Here is a 17,289-nt window from a genome sequence, read left to right as displayed (position 1 = left end):
CAGAATGGGCGCCATGGTTGAAGACACCGGCTCCCATGCTGCCCACGGCGCTGCTGAACACGACGGCGAGATCCACGAGGACCACGGGCACAGCGTCGCGGCCTGGACCTGCGTCGGCATCCTGATGATCGCCGCGCTGCTGATCTCCTTCGGCGTCGCCTTCGGTAACCACGTTCTCGACATCATCGGTGTCGTGCTCATCGTCGTCGGTGTAGCCGCCGGGATCGTACTCAACAAGGCCGGCTTCGGGACCGCCTCCGCGCCCGAGCGCCAGTCGGCAGCCCGCGAATCCGTCTGACCGGTGGGCACTGTTCTCGACTCCATCATCGAAGGGGTCCGCGCGGATCTGGCCGTGCGCCGGGTTCAGATCCCGGTCGTCGACGTCACGGCGGCGCCTTCCGTGCGCGATGCGTTCGGCGCCTTCGAGAAGGCCGGCCTGGGCGTGATCGCCGAAGTGAAGAGAGCCAGCCCCAGCAAGGGTGCGCTGGCGCAGATCACCGACCCCGCCGCACTGGCCCAGCAGTACGCCGAGGGTGGAGCGACCGCTATCTCGGTGCTGACCGAACAGCGCAGGTTCAACGGCTCGTTGGCAGACCTGGACGCGGTCCGGGCCCGGGTCGACATCCCGATCCTGCGCAAGGACTTCATGGTGGACGCCTACCAGATCGACGAGGCGCGCGCGCACGGCGCCGACATCGTGCTGCTGATCGTCGCGGCGCTGGATGACGCGCTGCTGCGTGACCTCTACCAGCAGGCCCGGGACCTCGGAATGACCGTGCTGGTCGAGGTCCACGACGAGGCGGAGGCCGAGCGCGCGGTCCACCTGGGTGCCCGCGTGATCGGGGTCAACTCCCGCAACCTGAAGACGCTTGACGTCGACCCCGGGGTCTTCGCGCGGCTGGCACCGATGATCCCGGACGACATGATCAAGGTGGCCGAGTCCGGTATCACCGGACCGGCCGATGTCGCGAGGTACCAGCAGCTGGGTGCTCGCGCCGTACTCGTCGGGGAAGCCCTGGTCCGCAGCGGTGATCCGCGGTCGGCCGTGAGCACGCTGATGGGGCGTGCGGCATGACGGGCCTGGGGCGGTTCGGTGACTTCGGCGGCCGGTACGTGCCCGAAGCGCTCGTCGCGGCGCTGGAAGAACTCGACGAGGTGCGCACCAAGGCCGCGCACGACCCGGCGTTCCTGGGTGAGCTGGCCCAGTTGCACCGCACCTACACCGGCCGGCCCTCCATCATCACCGAGGTGCCCCGCTTCGCCGAGCACGCCGGCGGCGCGCAGATCGTTCTGAAACGCGAGGACCTGAACCACACCGGCTCGCACAAGATCAACAACGTCCTGGGCCAGGCTCTGCTCGCGCGCCGGATGGGCAAGAAGCGCCTGATCGCCGAGACCGGTGCCGGTCAGCACGGCGTCGCCACCGCGACGGCTGCCGCGCTGATGGGCATGGAATGCGTCGTCTACATGGGCAAGGTCGACACCCAGCGTCAGGCGCTCAACGTCGCTCGCATGCGCTTGCTCGGTGCCACGGTCGTCCCGGTCGAGCACGGCTCGCAGACGTTGAAGGACGCCGTCAACGAGGCCTTCCGCGACTGGGTCGCCAACGTCGAGCACACCCACTACGTACTGGGTACCGTCACCGGGCCCTACCCCTTCCCGGAGATGGTGCGCGACTTCCACCGCATCATCGGCGTCGAAGCCCGCGGTCAGGTGCTGGACACCTACGGCCGGCTACCGGACGCCGTACTCGCATGTGTCGGAGGCGGATCCAACGCGATGGGGATCTTCCACCGGTTCATCGACGACGCCGGGGTGCGGCTGATCGGGCTCGAAGGCGGCGGTGAAGGCGTCGAGTCCGGGCGGCACGCCGCTCGGTTCAGCGGTCAGGCGACCCCCGGGGTGCTGCACGGTGCGTTCACCTACGTGTTGCAGGACGAGGAGGGGCAGACGGTCGAATCCCACTCGGTGTCCGCCGGGTTGGACTACCCGAGCGTCGGTCCGGAGCACGCCTACCTGCGCGATGCCGGACGCGCCGAGTACTGGGCCATCACCGATGACGAGGCGATGGAGGCGTTCGGGCTGCTGACCCGCACCGAGGGTATTCTGCCGGCGATCGAGAGTTCGCATGCCCTGGCCGGCGCGATCAAACTGGGCCGCGAACTCGGCCCGGGTGCACTGCTGCTGGTGAGCTTGTCCGGTCGCGGCGACAAGGACGTCGAGACCGCGGCGCGGTGGTTCGGACTTCTGGAGGACCACGCATGACCGAGTTGACCTCGGCACTGGACCGGGCCCGCGACGAGGGCCGCGCCGCGTTCATCGCCTACCTGCCCCTGGGTTTCCCGACGGTTGCCGACTCCCTGGACGCCATGCGGGCGGTCGTGGCCGCCGGAGCCGACGTGGTCGAGATCGGCCTGCCCTACTCCGATCCGTTGCTGGACGGTCCCGTCATCCAGACGGCGGTCAGCAAAGCACTGGCCCGCGGGTCGCATGTCCGCGACGTCTTTGCCGCCGTCCAGGCGATTCGCGAGGCCGGGGCGGCGGCCGTGGTGATGACCTCCTGGAACCTGATCCTGCAGTACGGCGTGGCCAAGTTCGCCGAGGATTTCGCCGACGCCGGAGGTTCGGGCTTGATCACTCCCGACATCACCCCCGATGAGGCGGGCGAGTGGCTCAGCGCTGCCGCCAAGTTCGACCTGGACCCGATCTTCCTCATCGCCCCGTCGACGACGCCTGAGCGGTTGGAGCTGACGACGCAGGCCTGCCGCGGTTTCGTCTACGCGGCCTCGGTGATGGGAGTGACCGGTGCGCGCGAGAGCCTCGGCGAGCGCGCCGCCGGACTGGTCGAACGGGCCAAGGCGGTCACCGACGTTCCGATCTGCGTCGGGATCGGGGTCTCCAACGCCGAGCAGGCCCACGAAGCCGCACAGTTCTCCGACGGGGTCATCGTCGGCACCGCCCTGGTGCGGCCGCTGGTCGATGCCGACGCCGAGGGCCGCAGCGCCGCCGAGGGGATCCGCGCGATGGTGCAGATCGCGCAGGGGCTGGCGGCCGGCGTACGCCGTTGATGGTCACCTACCTTCCCAGCCCTACCCACGGGGTCTTCTGGCTCGGACCTATCCCCGTGCGGATGTACGCGCTGTGCATCCTGGCCGGCATCGCGGTGGCGATCTGGATCACCGGCCGACGGCTGGTGGACCGTTGCGCCAAGGCAGAGGACGCGCTCAGCGTCGCCTGGTGGGCGGTGCCGTTCGGCATCGTCGGCGGCCGGATCTACCACGTCATCACCAGTTGGCAGCCGTACTTCGGGCAGGGCGGTCACCCGATCGACGCTCTCAAGATCTGGCACGGCGGACTCGGCATCTGGGGCGCCGTCGCGCTGGGTGCGCTGGGCGCCTACATCGGCTGCCGGCGGTCCGGCGTGAACTTCCTGGACTTCTGCGACGCGGCCGCGCCCGGGGTGCTGGTCGCGCAGGCCATGGGCCGCTGGGGCAACTACTTCAACAACGAGTTGTACGGCGGTCACAGCACCTTGCCGTGGGCGTTGCAGATCCATCAGTGGGACGAGTCGGCGGGCCGAGCGGTGCTGGACAGTGCGGGCAACCCGGTCGTCCTGGGTTATTTCCAGCCCACCTTCCTGTACGAGTCGCTCTACTGCCTGGCCATCGCCCTGCTCATCGTGTTGCTCGACCGGCGCCGGATCCTGGGGCGGGGGCGGGTGTTCGCGCTGTACGTGATGCTCTATCCGTGCGGACGCATCGTCTTTGAACTGATGCGGACCGACCCGGCGAACCATATTCTGGGTTTACGAGTGAATGTGTGGGTGTGCATTCTGGTGTTCATCGCAGGTTTGATCGGGTTCCTCGCGGTCGGCAGGCGCCATCCGGACGGAGTTCGCGAAGGCTGCGAGGAAGAACAGGTTTGTCTCACGGAATGAGACTTTGTGTCCCATTTGGTGAACACTCGCGCAGCCGACTAGGCTGACGGGACCCGCAGGCCAACGTCGTCCCGCTGGGCGCACTGCGGTGTGCCTTCGGTAGACGACGAACCGGCTCCGGCCGGAGAACGGTGAGCGGATATGGCTTCCATGCCCTTCTCAGCGGTACCCGCCTCCACGGGTCTCTACGACCCGGCCAACGAGCACGACGCGTGCGGGGTTGCCATGGTCGTGACCATGCGGGGTACCCCCGGTCACGACATCGTCGAGCACGCCATGACGGCGCTCATCAACCTGGAGCACCGCGGGGCCACCGGTGCGGACCCGATGGTCGGTGATGGGGCAGGCATCCTGACCCAGATCCCCGACGAGTTCTTCCGCGCCGTCGTCGACTTCGAGTTGCCCACCGCCGGCTCCTACGCCGTGGGCACGGTGTTCCTGCCCACCGACCCCGACGAGCAGTGGGCCGTGGGTGAGCGGTTTGCCCAGATCGCCGCCGAGGAGGGCCTACGGGTGCTGGGCTGGCGCGACGTGCCCACCAACCCCGATGTGATCGGTCAGGCCGCGCGCGACGTCATGCCGGCGTTCCGCCAACCGTTCGTGACCTCGGTCGAAGGCGACCTCACCGGCGTCGAACTGGACCGGCGCGCCTACTGTCTGCGCAAGCGCATCGAGAACGAAAAAGGCGTCTACTTCCCCTCGTTCTCGTGTCGGACCATCACCTACAAGGGGATGCTGACCACCGGCCAGGTCGAGCCGTTCTATCCCGACCTGTCCGACCGGCGGTTCACCACCGAGTTGGCGCTGGTGCACTCGCGGTTCTCCACCAACACCTTCCCGAGCTGGCCGCTGAGCCACCCGTACCGCTACATCGCGCACAACGGTGAGATCAATACCGTCAAGGGCAACCGCAACTGGATGCGCGCCCGTGAATCCCAGCTGAGCAGCGACCTGTTCAAGGGCGACCTATCTCGGATCCTGCCGATCTGCTCCAACTTCTCCTCCGACTCGGCCAGCTTCGATGAGGTCCTTGAGTTGCTGCACCTGGGTGGCCGCAGCCTGCCGCACGCGGTCCTGATGATGATCCCGGAGGCGTGGGAGAACCACTCCACCATGGATCCGGGCCGACGCGCGTTCTACCAGTACCACTCCACGATCATGGAACCCTGGGACGGCCCCGCCTGTGTGGCGTTCACCGACGGCACCCTCGTTGGCGCCGTCCTGGACCGCAACGGTCTGCGACCCGGCCGCTACTCGGTCACCGACGACGGCCTGGTCGTGCTCGCCAGCGAGGCCGGTGTCCTCGATCTCGACCCGTCCAAGGTGGTGCGCCGCGGCCGGTTGCAGCCCGGCAGGATGTTCCTGATCGACACCGAGCAGGGCCGCATCGTGGGCGATGACGAGATCAAGGAAGAACTGGCCGGCGCGCACCCGTACGCCCAGTGGCTCCAGGACGGCGTCATCAAACTCGCCGATCTGCCCGAGCGTGAGCACATCTGGCACACCCCCGCCTCGGTGGTACGTCGCCAGCAGACCTTCGGCTATACCCAGGAGGAACTGCGCATCCTCGTGGCGCCGATGGCCAAGACCGGCGGCGAAGCGCTCGGTGCGATGGGCACGGACACTCCGATCGCCGTACTCTCCGATCGCCCGCGGTTGATCTTCGACTACTTCACCCAGTTGTTCGCCCAAGTCACCAACCCGCCGCTGGACGCGATCCGCGAGGAACTGGTCACCTCACTGGGCGGCCTGATGGGTCCGGAGAGCAACGCGCTGACGGCGGGTCCGGAGCACGCCCGGATGCTGCAGTTCGACTTCCCGGTGATCGACAACGACGAGTTGTCCAAGATCACGCACCTCGAGATCGACGGCCGCCAGGCGACGTACGTCATCCGGGGCACCTACAACGTCAACGGCGGCGTCACGGCCCTGCGCGCACGGCTGCGCGGCATCTTCGCCGAGGTCAGCGAGGCGATCCGGGACGGCTACCAGTTCATCGTGCTGTCCGACCGGGACAGCAACGCCGAATTCGCACCGATCCCGTCGCTGCTGCTCACCTCGGCCGTGCATCACCACCTGACCCGCGAGAAGACCCGCACCCTGGTCGGTCTGGTCGTCGAGGCCGGGGACGTGCGGGAGGTGCACCATGTCGCGTTGCTCATCGGGTACGGCGCGGCGTGCGTCAACCCCTACCTGGCCATGGAGTCGGTGGAGGACATGATCCGCCGCGGCGCGATCACCGACATCACGCCGGAGAAGGCCGTCAAGAACCTCATCAAGGCCCTCGGCAAGGGCGTGCTGAAGGTCATGTCCAAGATGGGTATCTCCACGGTCGCCTCCTACCGCGGGGCCCAGGTCTTCGAGGCCATCGGACTGTCCCGCGAACTGGTGGACGAGTACTTCACCGGCACCGTCAGCCGTCTCGGCGGGGTCGGTCTGGATGTCCTGGCCAAGGAGATCGCCGCCCGGCACGCGATCGCCTACCCGGTCAACGGTCAGCCGCTGTCGCACCGCACCCTCGAGGTCGGCGGTGAGTACCAATGGCGTCGTGAGGGCCCGCAGCACCTGTTCGATCCGGAAACGGTGTTCCGCCTGCAGCACGCCACCCGGGCGCGGCGTTACGACATCTTCAAGCAGTACACCGCACGGGTCGACGACCAGGCCGAACGATTGATGACCCTGCGCGGTCTGTTCAAGTTCAAGTCCGATCGCCCCGCGATCCCGGTGGACGAGGTCGAGCCCATCAGCGAGATCGTGAAGCGGTTCTCCACCGGCGCCATGAGCTACGGCTCCATCAGCAAGGAAGCGCACGAGACGCTGGCCATCGCGATGAATCGCCTTGGCGCCCGGTCGAATACCGGTGAGGGCGGCGAGGACGTCGACCGGCTGCTCGACCCGACGCGCCGCTCGGCGATCAAACAGGTCGCCTCCGGCCGGTTCGGGGTCACCTCGCTCTACCTCACCGAAGCCGACGACATCCAGATCAAGATGGCGCAGGGCGCCAAGCCCGGCGAGGGCGGCCAGCTGCCCGGCAACAAGGTCTACCCGTGGGTCGCGCGCACCCGGCATTCGACGCCCGGCGTCGGGCTGATCTCGCCGCCGCCGCACCACGACATCTATTCGATCGAGGACCTCGCACAACTGATCCACGACCTGAAGAACGCCAACCCGGAGGCCCGGGTGCACGTGAAGCTGGTCTCCGAGGTCGGTGTCGGCACCGTAGCGACCGGTGTGTCCAAGGCGCACGCGGACGTCGTGCTGATCTCCGGCCACGACGGTGGCACCGGCGCAGCTCCGCTGACCTCGCTGAAGCACGCGGGTGCGCCGTGGGAGATCGGCCTGGCCGAGACCCAGCAAACGCTCCTGCTAAACGACCTGCGCGACCGGATCGTCGTACAGACCGACGGCCAGATGAAGACCGGCCGCGATGTCGTCATCGCCGCGTTGCTGGGCGCCGAGGAGTTCGGGTTCGCGACCGCACCGCTGGTGGTCAGCGGCTGCATCATGATGCGGGTCTGCCACCTGGACACCTGCCCGGTGGGTGTGGCCACGCAGAACCCGGAGCTGCGCGAGCGGTTCAACGGCAAGCCCGAATTCGTCGAGACGTTCTTCGAGTACATCGCCACCGAAGTGCGAGAACTGCTGGCGGAGTTGGGTTTCCGCTCCATCGAGGAAGCCGTTGGCCAGGTGGAGACCCTGGACACGACCGAGGCGATTCACCACTGGAAGGCGCAGGGGCTGGACCTCTCGCCGATCCTGCGGCAGGTCGACGTACCCGCCGGTGCCGCCCGGCACCACGTCGTGCCGCAGGACCACGGTCTGCAGAAGGCGCTGGACCAGCAACTGATCGCCATGTGCCACGACGCGCTGGAGAACCAGGAGCCGGTGCGCGGCGAGGTCGCCATCGCCAACGTCAACCGCACGGTGGGCACGATGCTCGGTCACGAGGTGACCAAGCGCTACCACGAGGGCCTGCCGGACGGGACGATCGAGTTGTCCCTCGTCGGTGCCGCCGGTCAGTCGTTCGGCGCCTTCCTGCCCAAGGGCATCACCTTGCGGTTGTTCGGCGAGGGCAACGACTACGTCGGTAAGGGTCTGTCCGGCGGGCGGGTCGTCGTGCGACCGACCCGGGACGCATCCCTGGTCGCGGAGCTGAACGCGATCGCCGGCAACGTGATCGGGTACGGCGCCACGAGCGGGCAGATCTTCCTGCGCGGTCTGGTGGGGGAGCGCTTCTGCGTGCGCAACTCCGGTGCGACGGCCGTGGTCGAGGGAGTGGGTGATCACGGGTGCGAGTACATGACCGGTGGCACCGCGCTGATCCTCGGTCCGACCGGCCGGAACTTCGCCGCGGGGATGTCCGGCGGTGTCGCCTACGTCCTCGACCTGGACGAGCGTCTCGTGAACCCCGAACTGGTGGACGTGATGGCGCTTCGCCTGTCCGACCTGGACGTGGTGCACAGATTGCTGCAGGAACATCAGGAATGGACCGACTCCGCGGTGGCCGGCGGCCTGCTGACCGATTGGGAGGCCAGCTCCGAACGGTTCTCGCTGGTGCTGCCGCGGGCCTACCAGAAGGTGCTGGACGTGCGTGAGGACGCACAGGCCGAGGGACTCGACCTCGACGGCGACGAAGTGTGGGAGCGAATCATGGAGGTGAGCCGTGGCTGACCCGCGCGGTTTCTTGAAGGTCCGCGAGCGTGAGCTGCCGGCCCGTCGTCCCGTCCCGGTGAGACTGAAGGACTGGAAAGAGGTCTACGAGGAGCAGCAGCTCGGCACCCTGCAGCGTCAGGCCAGCCGTTGCATGGATTGCGGAATCCCGTTCTGCCACAGCGGTTGTCCGCTCGGCAACCTCATTCCGGAGTGGAATGACCTGGCGTGGCGGGGCGACTGGTCCGATGCGATCGACCGGTTGCACGCGACCAACAACTTCCCGGAGTTCACCGGTCGGCTGTGCCCGGCGCCGTGTGAAACGGCTTGTGTGCTGGGCATTTCCGAGCCGGCGGTGACCATCAAGCAGATTGAGGTCACCACCATCGAGCAGGCTTTCGAGCACGGGAACGTCACGCCGCAGATCCCGACCCGCTTGTCCGGCAAGACGGTTGCGATCATCGGCTCCGGCCCCGCCGGCCTCGCGGTTGCCCAGCAGTTGACCCGGGTCGGGCATACCGTGGCGGTCTACGAACGTGCCGACAAGGCCGGTGGCCTGCTGCGGTACGGCATTCCCGAGTTCAAGATGGAGAAGTCCGTCCTCGATCGGCGCCTGGCGCAGATGGAAATGGAGGGCACCCGCTTCCGTTGCGGCACCGCCGTGGGCACCGAGGTGACTGGCGAGCAGCTGCGGCAGCGCTACGACGCCGTGGTGCTGGCGATCGGTGCGACCGTGCCGCGCGACCTGCCCGTCCCCGGCCGTGAACTGAACGGCATCATGCAGGCAATGGACTTCCTGCCGCCGGCCAACCGAGTCGCGGTGGGGGAGAGCGTCGAGGGCCAGGTCACGGCGCAGGGTAAGCACGTCGTGGTCATCGGCGGTGGCGACACCGGCGCGGACTGCATCGGTACCTCACTGCGCCAGGGCGCTGCATCGGTCACCTCGCTGGAGATCATGCCGCGACCGACCGATGAGCGGCCCGACAACCAGCCGTGGCCGACGTACCCGATGATCTACCGCGTCGCCAGCGCCCACGAAGAGGGTGGCGAACGCACCTACGCGGTGAACACCACGGAACTGGTGGGTGACGATCAGGGCAACGTGAAGGCGCTACGCCTGGTAGAGGTGGAGCGGACCGATAAGGGCTTCGAGCCGGTCCCCGGCACCGAGCGGGAGATCCCCGCCGACCTGGTTCTGCTGGCGATGGGGTTCCTGGGTCCGGAGAGCAAGGGGGTCGTCGAACAACTCGGTGTCGATCTCGACGAACGCTCGAACATCAAGCGGGACAAGGATTTCATGACCTCCGTCCCCGGTGTGTTCGTCGCCGGTGACGCGGGCCGCGGGCAGTCGCTGATCGTGTGGGCGATCGCCGAGGGCCGAGCCGCAGCCCGGGGGTAGATGCCTTCCTCACCGGCGGATCGGCCCTCCCGGCGCCGATCAAACCCACCGATCGACCCCTGGTGGTGTGAGGGTGTTACTCGTTCGTACGGCTTCTGCTCATTAGGGTTGGGAGCATGCGACGCGCCAAGATCGTGGCCACTCTCGGCCCAGCCACCGATGGCCCGGAACGAACTCTCGAGCTGGTGCAGGCCGGGCTCGACATCGCGCGGCTGAATCTGTCGCACGGGGAGCATCCGGAACACGAGAAGCGGTACGTGGCGATCCGTGACGCCTCGAACCAGACCGGCCGCGCGGTGGGCATCCTGTGCGACCTGCAGGGGCCGAAGATCCGCACCGGCCGGTTCGCCGACGGCCCGGTGGAACTGAAGAACGGTGCGACCTTCACCATCACCACCCGGGATGTCCCGGGGACCCAGGACATCGTGTCGACGACCTTCAAAGGTCTGCCCGGTGATGTCCGGCCCGGGGACCGGTTGCTCATCGACGACGGCAAGATCGAACTTCGCGCGGTGGCGGTCGACGGTCAGGATGTTGTCACGACGGTGGTCGAGGGCGGGGTCTGCTCGAACAACAAGGGCATCAACCTGCCGGGTGTCGCCGTCAGCGTGCCGGCGCTGTCGGCCAAGGACGAGGACGATCTGCGGTTCGCGCTGCGGCTGGGCGCCGACCTGATCGCGATGTCCTTCGTGCGCGAGCCCTCGGACATCGACCGGGCGCACGAGATCATGCGCGAGGAGGACCGATTCGTCCCGGTCATCGCCAAGATCGAGAAGCCGCAAGCGGTGGCCAACCTGCGCGCGATCGTCGACGCCTTCGACGGGGTGATGGTGGCCCGCGGCGACCTGGGCGTGGAGATGCCGCTGGAAGAGGTACCGATCGTGCAGAAGCGTGCGGTCGAGATCTGCCGGCGCGCCGCCAAACCGGCCATCGTGGCGACCCAGGTGCTGGAGTCGATGATCGAGAATCCCCGCCCGACCCGGGCGGAGACCAGCGACTGCGCGAACGCCGTACTCGACGGTGCGGACGCCATCATGCTGTCCGGCGAGACCAGTGTCGGCGCGTGGCCGCTGGAGGCGGTCAAGACGATGGCCAAGATCATCGAAAGCACCGAGGAGCACGGTCTGGAGCGGATCCGGCCGCTCGGCACCAAGCCGAAGACCAAGGGCGGAGCGATCACCGCCGCTGCGGCCGAGGTCGGTGAGCAACTCGACGTGAAGTTCCTGGTCACCTTCACGACGTCGGGTGACTCCGCGCAGCGACTGGCACGGGTGCGCTCCAAGCGGCCGATGCTGGCGTTCACGCCGTTCGAGTCCACCCGCAACCGCCTGGCCGTGGTGTGGGGTGTGCAGACCTTCCTGATGCCCCAGGTCAAGCACACCGACCAGATGGCCAAGCAGGTCGACGAGATCCTGCTGACCAGCGGCCTGTGCGAGGAAGGCGACCAGGTCGTCATCGTCGCGGGTGCGCCGCCCGGCATCCCCGGATCGACGAACGCACTGCGGGTCCACCGGGTCGGCGACGCCGTGAACAAGGTCACCCCGGCGTACGAGGACGACTAGCCCACGCCGTCGGTTTCGCAGTGGCCCGGGTGCTCGTCTATGCTTGGGCCCGCCCTGCCGGGGTGGTGGAATGGCAGACACGGAGCACTCAAAATGCTTTGCTCGCAAGGGCGTGCGGGTTCAAGTCCCGCTCCCGGCACTCTGATCGAAGGTGGCCTTTCTCAAGGCCGCGCAATGACGCTACTTCAGCGAAGTCCGATAGATGTGGTAGGTGGTTTCGGCCGCGAACGCATCGGTGAACTTGGCGTTCGCAACCGGCAGTGACCGGTTCTCGTTGAGAACTTGCACCGCCTTGCCCGAAATGCCCGGTGGCAGGGTGAATGTGCGTTGGCCTGCCGTACCGTCGGTCATCGCGAAGATGTAGGCGTACCCGTCCTTGAGCTTGAGCATCGAATCGATGCCGGTGCCGAAGCTCCACCGATACGACTGGGTGTTGAGGACCGGGGCCAACGCCTTCACCTGGTTGTTGACCACGCCCATCGCGTCGATATTCGCGCGGTACTTCTTGCCGCAGGTGCTGGTCGGGCTGTACTGCGCTTCCCGGATCACGTTGGCGCTTTGGCAGGCCCCGGTGAACGATTGGTTGAACCAGAACAGTCCGCGGGCCTCATGGATAATCGTCGACATCGCCGCCGCCTTCAACTGCGCCGGTGTGATGTAGGGCGCGGCAGGCGCACCGGACATCCCGTTGAAGTTCTCTATCCAGGTCCACGTGGGTTGCAATTTGCCGTCGGCTGCGTCCCGCTTGCGAAGGGCCTCGTTGGTGAGGCCGTAGGAATGCGCGGTCCGGCACGTCTTTTGCGGGATCGGCACCGCGTATAGGTTGCCCCGATACGGCGTCCAGTCACAGAACGGGATCGAGTACCAGTACATATCGACGGAGACAGCGTCGGTGTAGTCGTTCACGAATTTGAGCTGATCGGAGAGCGCCATATCGCTCCCGATGACCTGTGAGGTGTAGTTGGCGTAGGAGAAGCGGTTGGAGCCCACGGTTTTGCGGAGCGCCGCCAGGTGCTGCTGGCCCGCAGAAGCCGGGGTGAAGGTGCCGTCGGCTTCGTCATCGAGAAACACCCCGGGGTTGTACGGCGAAGTATTCGACTGACCCTTGAGGCCGGTACCCAGCCAGTACACGCGGTTGGACGGGAACAGCGAGAAATCCGTGCCTTCCCACATCCCGATATAGGTGTTGATCCCCTTCGATTTGTCGAACGCGATCTCCTGGTCACTGGAGACATTGCAGAACCAGCAGCCGATAGGGAAGAAGCTGGCGGAGTTCCAGCCCCCTGCCCGTGCGTTCGCAAACTTGGCCCAGTAGGCCGAACCGCCCTCCCACGGGATCCGCGGGAGATTTCCCACCAGTGTCGTTCTGGTGCGCTTCAGAAACTGCGGCTGGTCGCGGTCGGGAGAGACCCTACTGACGGCCGAAGCGGACGAGCCGACCAATTGGACGGCGGGAATTCCGATGGCGGTGACTGCAACGGCGGTGACCGCAGCCAGGTACCGATTGCGTCGCGGAGTCGACGGCAATTTCATCATGGAAACCTCCTCGCCCGGCGCGACCACCAAGAAACCCGGCCGGATGGTTACATTGAAGCCGGTGCCGATTGCCGGTAGGTCAAACCGAGGCGTCGGATTCCCGTTGCCTTTTCTAAAGCAACGCGGTGACCTCGGGGTTGGCACCTGCCCGTACGGCGGCCTGCGCGTCTCCTGCGGAGCGGGCATCCCGCGCCAGCGCAGCCAGGCGCTGGCAGTCCGACAGAGTGTGCCGGGACAGGGCGTAGCGGACCATGGGCACCTTGGCCGACGCCATCGAAAGGCTCTGTACCCCCAGGCCGGTGAGCACGAGCGCCAGCAACGGATCACCGCCGGCCTCGCCGCAAACTCCCATCGGTTTGCCGCGGTCGGCCGCGCCGTGGCAGGCAGCGGCGACCACGTCGAGCACTGCGGGCTGCCACGGGTCCAGCAGGTCCGACAGGGCGCCGTGCATCCGGTCCGCGGCCATGGTGTACTGACCCAGGTCGTTCGTGCCCAGGCTGCCGAAATCGACCTCGGCGAGCACGTCCCGGGAGCGCAGGGCCGCGGCAGGCACCTCGATCATCACCCCGGACTTCGGCAGGCCGTTCTCGCGGACGCGCCGCGCGAACCAGGCCGCTTCCTCGGCAGTGGCCACCATGGGGGCCATGACACGGACGTCGGCGCCGGTGTCCTTCGCGGCGATCGCGAGCGCCTCCAGTTGCGCGTCCAGCAGATCGGGCCGCACGGCGGACAACCGCAGCCCACGCTGACCGAGGGCGGGGTTCTCCTCGGGTCCGAGGTCGGCGAACGCCAGCGGTTTGTCCGCGCCCGCATCGAGGGTGCGCACGATGACCCGGCGCCCCGGGAACGGCGCGAAGACCTGCCGGTAGATCTCGGCTTGCTCCTGCGCGGTCGGTGCGGTCGTGGCCGACAGGTAGACGAATTCGGTGCGGAAGAGCCCGACCCCCTCGAGGTCCTGGGCTCCGGCGTCGACGGCGTCGGCGACACCGCCGATGTTGGCCAGGAGGGCGACCGGGTGACCGTCCTGCGTGCGGCCGGGCCCGGAGGAGGAGGCGAGGGCCGCCGTACGCCGATCGCCCCGCTCGCGCAGCCGCTCGACCGTCTCGTGCGAGGGAGACAACAGCACCTCGCCGGCGTCGCCGTCCACGGCGACCATGGTGCCGGGCTTCAGGTCCATTGCTCCCTCGCAATGCACCACGGCCGGGATGGCCATTTGCGCCGCGAGAATCGCGGTGTGGCTCGTCCGGCCGCCCTCGGCGGTCACGATTCCGGCGACCAGGGATCGGTCGAGGGTCGCGGTCTCGGCGGGGGCCAGATCTTCGGCGACGATGACACTGGGCTGGGTGAGTTCGGGAACGCCGGGTGCGGGCACCCCGAGCACCGCAGCGACCGTGCGGGCACCGACGTCACGCAGGTCGGTGACCCGCTCGGCGAAGTAGCCGCCGAGCGCCTCGAACTGGGCGGCGAACTCCTCGACGCCGGCCGCGACCGAGGTCGCCGGGCCCTGCCCGGCGGCCAGGTGTTTGCCGACCGCCTTGTGCAGACTCTTGTCCCGGGCGATCAGTGCGGTCGCGGTGAGGATCTGCTGTGCGGTGTCGTCCGCATGCGCCGCGCGGGTATCGAGGTCGGTAGCGACGTGTTCGAACGCCTCCTTGACCCGGACCAGTTCGGCGTCCGGATCGGCCGCCGCCGGCTCGTTGTCCGGCGGGCGGACCGCCGCAGAGACGAGCACGACGGGACCGTACGCCGCTCCGGAACTGACCCCGATACCTCGCAGCACAGTCATCGGACTCAGGCGTCCAGATCCTGCGACAACAGCTCGACGAGGGAATCCAGTGCCTGATCGGCACCTTCCCCGTCAGCAGTCAGCACAACTTCTTCACCGTGCTTGGCGCCCAGCGCCATGACGCCGAGGATGCTGGTCGCGTCCACCGGGTCCTCGCCCTTGCGGCCGATCTCGATGTCCAGGCCGCTCTCGGATGCCGCTTGGACGAAGAGCGCTGCCGGACGGGCGTGCAGGCCGACCGATGAGGCGATGGTGACGGTGCGTTCCGCCATGAGTGTCTCCTTGCTGGTTGACGAACGATGGCCTGTTCAGACAGTAGCGGCGGCGTCCACCTGCTGGCGGCTGCGGTCACCCGACTTCAGGGCGACAACCAACGCCGTGGTGATGAGGACACCGATCGCCAGCGCGACCAGGAAGAGCAGGAAGTTGCCGATCAGCGGCAGCACCCAGATTCCGCCGTGCGGGGCGCGCAACGTCGTCCCGAACTGCATGGCCAGGGCGCCGGTCACGGCCGAACCCGCCACCGAGGAGACGATGACCCGCCACGGATCGGCTGCTGCGAACGGGATGGCGCCTTCACTGATGAAGGACAGACCGAGCAGCCAGGCGGCCTTGCCGTTCTCGCGCTCGGGTTCGCTGAACAGGCCCGGTCGCACGGTTGTGGCCAGTGCCATCGCCAGCGGCGCGACCATACCGGCGGCCATCACGGCGGCCATGATCTTCAACTGGGGGCGTTCGTGGCGGTGCCGGCAGCGGCCAGACCGGTGGTCGCGAAGGTGTAGGCCACCTTGTTGACCGGGCCGCCGAGGTCGAAGCCCATCATGGCGCCCAGGATGGCTCCCAGGACCAGGGCACTCGTGCCGGACATCCCGTTCAGCCAGTGGGTCAGACCGTCGGAGATGCCCTTGATGGGGCGGCCCAGCACGGTGATGAACAGACCAACGGTCAGCAACGTCGACAGCAGCGGGATCACGACGACCGGCATCACACCGCGCACGCCCTTGGGCACCGCCCAGCCGGAGATCCACTTGGCCAGGAACCCGCCGAGGAATCCGGTGACGATGCCGCCGATGAAGCCCGCGTGCATCGTCACAGCCACCGCGCCGCCGACGATGCCGGGGACCAGGCCGGGCCGGTCGGCGATCGCGAAGGCGATGAACCCGGACAGGATCGGGACCAGGAATCCGAACGCGGCTGCTCCGATCAGGAAGAGCAACGCCGCCCAGTGCATACCGTTGGCCGGGTTGAAGCTGTTCTGCAGGATCGTCACGCCCTGAGCAGTGGACGTCGGGTCCAGCGTGAAGTTCTTCGTCACGTCGATCGCGCCGCTCTTGCCGCCCGCGAACTGGGCGACCATGAAGCCGAGCGCGATCAGGATGCCGCCGGCGGCGACGAACGGGATCATGTAGGACACGCCGGTCATCAGGATCTGACGGATCCGGGTGCCCCAGCCGGCGCTCTCATCGACCTTGGTCGCCATGCCGGAGCCGGTGAGCGTGGCGGTGGCTGCGGCGGCGGCCCTGCTCGGGTCGGCCTTCCACTCGGCCGCGAGGGCGGCCGCCTCGTCGATGAGAGCCGGCCCGTCGCTGATCGCCTTCTTGACCCCGACGTCGACCAGCGGCTTGCCGGCGAACCGGTCGCGCTCGCGCACCTCGACGTCGTGGGCGAAGATCACCGCATCGGCGGCCGCGATCTGCTCCGGGGTGAGTTTGGTCAGGCCGGCTGACCCCTGGGTCTCGACGGTCATCGTGTACCCGGCTTCGCGGGCTGCGTTCTCCAGCGCCTCGGCCGCCATGTAGGTGTGGGCGATCCCGGTCGGGCAGCTGGTCACGCCGACGAGGGTCAGCGATGCCGGTGCATCGTCGGTCGGTGCGGCAGAGCCCGGTGCCTCGGTGATCGGTGCCGTCGCCGCGTCGGCCGTGCCGGCGGTCCCTGCCGGTGCCGGCTCATCCAGGGACACGTGCTCGTTCACCAGGTCCACGACCTCCTGGTCCGAGGTCGCTGACTCCAGGCGAGCGCGGAAGTCCTTGTTCATCAATGCTTTTGCCAGCTTCGGCAGCATCTGCATGTGGGCGTCGCCACCGTCGGCGGGCGCCGCGATCAGGAAGATCAGGTGCGCCGGACCGTCTTTGGCCCCCAGTCGATGCCGTCGCGTGAACGGGCGAAGGCCAGCGACGGTTCGGTGATGGCGGCGCTGCGGGCGTGCGGGATGCCGATGCCGCCGGGCAGGCCGGTCGCCATCTTGGCCTCCCGGTCCCGGACATCGCGCAGGAACACGTCGATGTCGGTACAGCGGCCGGAGTCGGCCAGGGTCTGCGCCAACCGGGTGGTGGCGTCCTCCCTGGTGGTGGAGTCCAGGTCGAGCAGGACCTGGTCGGTGGTGATGAGCGACACGGCTGTGTGTCCTTTCGTGGTGCGG

Annotated in this window: 13 protein-coding genes, 1 tRNA gene and 1 pseudogene; 9 read left to right on the top strand and 6 right to left on the bottom strand. The window is 67.7% G+C overall.

The window, feature by feature from the left end; genetic code table 11:
* Positions 1-13 precede the first annotated feature (13 nt).
* From ACFQBT_RS09070 to ACFQBT_RS09030, 9 genes and pseudogenes are all read left to right on the top strand, one after another.
* Positions 14-298 carry an HGxxPAAW family protein gene (locus ACFQBT_RS09070; RefSeq protein ID WP_377822103.1) on the top strand — a complete coding sequence of 95 codons (285 nt, stop codon included), beginning with the start codon at positions 14-16 and terminating at the stop codon, positions 296-298.
* Between the two features lie 3 nt (positions 299-301).
* Positions 302-1,075 carry an indole-3-glycerol phosphate synthase TrpC gene (trpC, locus tag ACFQBT_RS09065; protein WP_377822101.1) on the top strand — a complete coding sequence of 258 codons (774 nt, stop codon included), beginning with the start codon at positions 302-304 and terminating at the stop codon, positions 1,073-1,075.
* Positions 1,072-2,265: a tryptophan synthase subunit beta gene (gene trpB, locus ACFQBT_RS09060; protein ID WP_377822099.1), complete on the top strand. Its 1,194-nt coding sequence runs from the start codon at positions 1,072-1,074 to the stop codon at positions 2,263-2,265. The genes trpC and trpB overlap by 4 nt, the downstream gene beginning before the upstream one ends.
* Positions 2,262-3,068, top strand: a complete 807-nt coding sequence (trpA, locus tag ACFQBT_RS09055) for a tryptophan synthase subunit alpha (RefSeq protein WP_377822098.1) — start codon at positions 2,262-2,264, stop codon at positions 3,066-3,068. Before trpB ends, trpA begins: the two co-directional genes overlap by 4 nt.
* Positions 3,068-3,937 (top strand): prolipoprotein diacylglyceryl transferase, encoded by an 870-nt coding sequence (gene lgt, locus ACFQBT_RS09050; protein ID WP_377822096.1) that lies wholly within the window; start codon positions 3,068-3,070, stop codon positions 3,935-3,937. Before trpA ends, lgt begins: the two co-directional genes overlap by 1 nt.
* A 141-nt stretch (positions 3,938-4,078) precedes the next feature.
* Positions 4,079-8,608, top strand: coding sequence for a glutamate synthase large subunit (gltB, locus tag ACFQBT_RS09045; protein WP_377822094.1), 4,530 nt, complete (start codon positions 4,079-4,081; stop codon positions 8,606-8,608).
* Positions 8,601-10,057, top strand: a pseudogene (locus tag ACFQBT_RS09040) (glutamate synthase subunit beta). The gene gltB and the pseudogene ACFQBT_RS09040 overlap by 8 nt, the downstream one beginning before the upstream one ends.
* 45 nt (positions 10,058-10,102) lie before the next feature.
* Positions 10,103-11,548: a pyruvate kinase gene (gene pyk / locus ACFQBT_RS09035; RefSeq protein WP_377822092.1), complete on the top strand. Its 1,446-nt coding sequence runs from the start codon at positions 10,103-10,105 to the stop codon at positions 11,546-11,548.
* A gap of 56 nt (positions 11,549-11,604) precedes the next feature.
* Positions 11,605-11,687: transfer RNA gene (locus ACFQBT_RS09030), tRNA-Leu, on the top strand.
* A 41-nt stretch (positions 11,688-11,728) separates the two neighbouring features.
* Here the strand turns inward: ACFQBT_RS09030 and ACFQBT_RS09025 are convergent.
* The 6 genes from ACFQBT_RS09025 to ACFQBT_RS09000 are packed head-to-tail and all read right to left on the bottom strand — an operon-like array spanning position 11,729 to position 17,264.
* Entirely contained in the window at positions 11,729-13,270 is a 1,542-nt protein-coding gene (locus tag ACFQBT_RS09025; RefSeq protein ID WP_377822090.1) for a hypothetical protein, read from the bottom strand.
* Positions 13,197-14,870 (bottom strand): phosphoenolpyruvate--protein phosphotransferase, encoded by a 1,674-nt coding sequence (gene ptsP / locus ACFQBT_RS09020; RefSeq protein WP_377822089.1) that lies wholly within the window; start codon positions 14,868-14,870, stop codon positions 13,197-13,199. The genes ACFQBT_RS09025 and ptsP overlap by 74 nt, the downstream gene beginning before the upstream one ends.
* A gap of 5 nt (positions 14,871-14,875) precedes the next feature.
* Positions 14,876-15,142, bottom strand: coding sequence for an HPr family phosphocarrier protein (locus tag ACFQBT_RS09015; RefSeq protein WP_377822087.1), 267 nt, complete (start codon positions 15,140-15,142; stop codon positions 14,876-14,878).
* Positions 15,143-15,178: 36 nt separating this feature from the next.
* A complete protein-coding gene (locus ACFQBT_RS09010; protein WP_377822085.1) occupies positions 15,179-15,586 on the bottom strand; it encodes a hypothetical protein in 408 nt (135 codons plus the stop codon).
* Positions 15,587-15,591: 5 nt separating this feature from the next.
* Positions 15,592-16,938, bottom strand: coding sequence for a fructose-specific PTS transporter subunit EIIC (locus tag ACFQBT_RS09005; protein ID WP_377822083.1), 1,347 nt, complete (start codon positions 16,936-16,938; stop codon positions 15,592-15,594).
* Between the two features lie 41 nt (positions 16,939-16,979).
* Positions 16,980-17,264 (bottom strand): PTS sugar transporter subunit IIA, encoded by a 285-nt coding sequence (locus ACFQBT_RS09000; RefSeq protein WP_377822082.1) that lies wholly within the window; start codon positions 17,262-17,264, stop codon positions 16,980-16,982.
* Between the last annotated feature and the right edge of the window lie 25 nt (positions 17,265-17,289).

Source organism: Branchiibius cervicis, from assembly GCF_042661605.1.
Taxonomy (GTDB): Bacteria; Actinomycetota; Actinomycetes; order Actinomycetales; family Dermatophilaceae; genus Branchiibius; species Branchiibius cervicis.
Note: the sequence above shows the minus strand (reverse complement) of the source record. Positions and strands in the feature narration are given on the sequence as shown.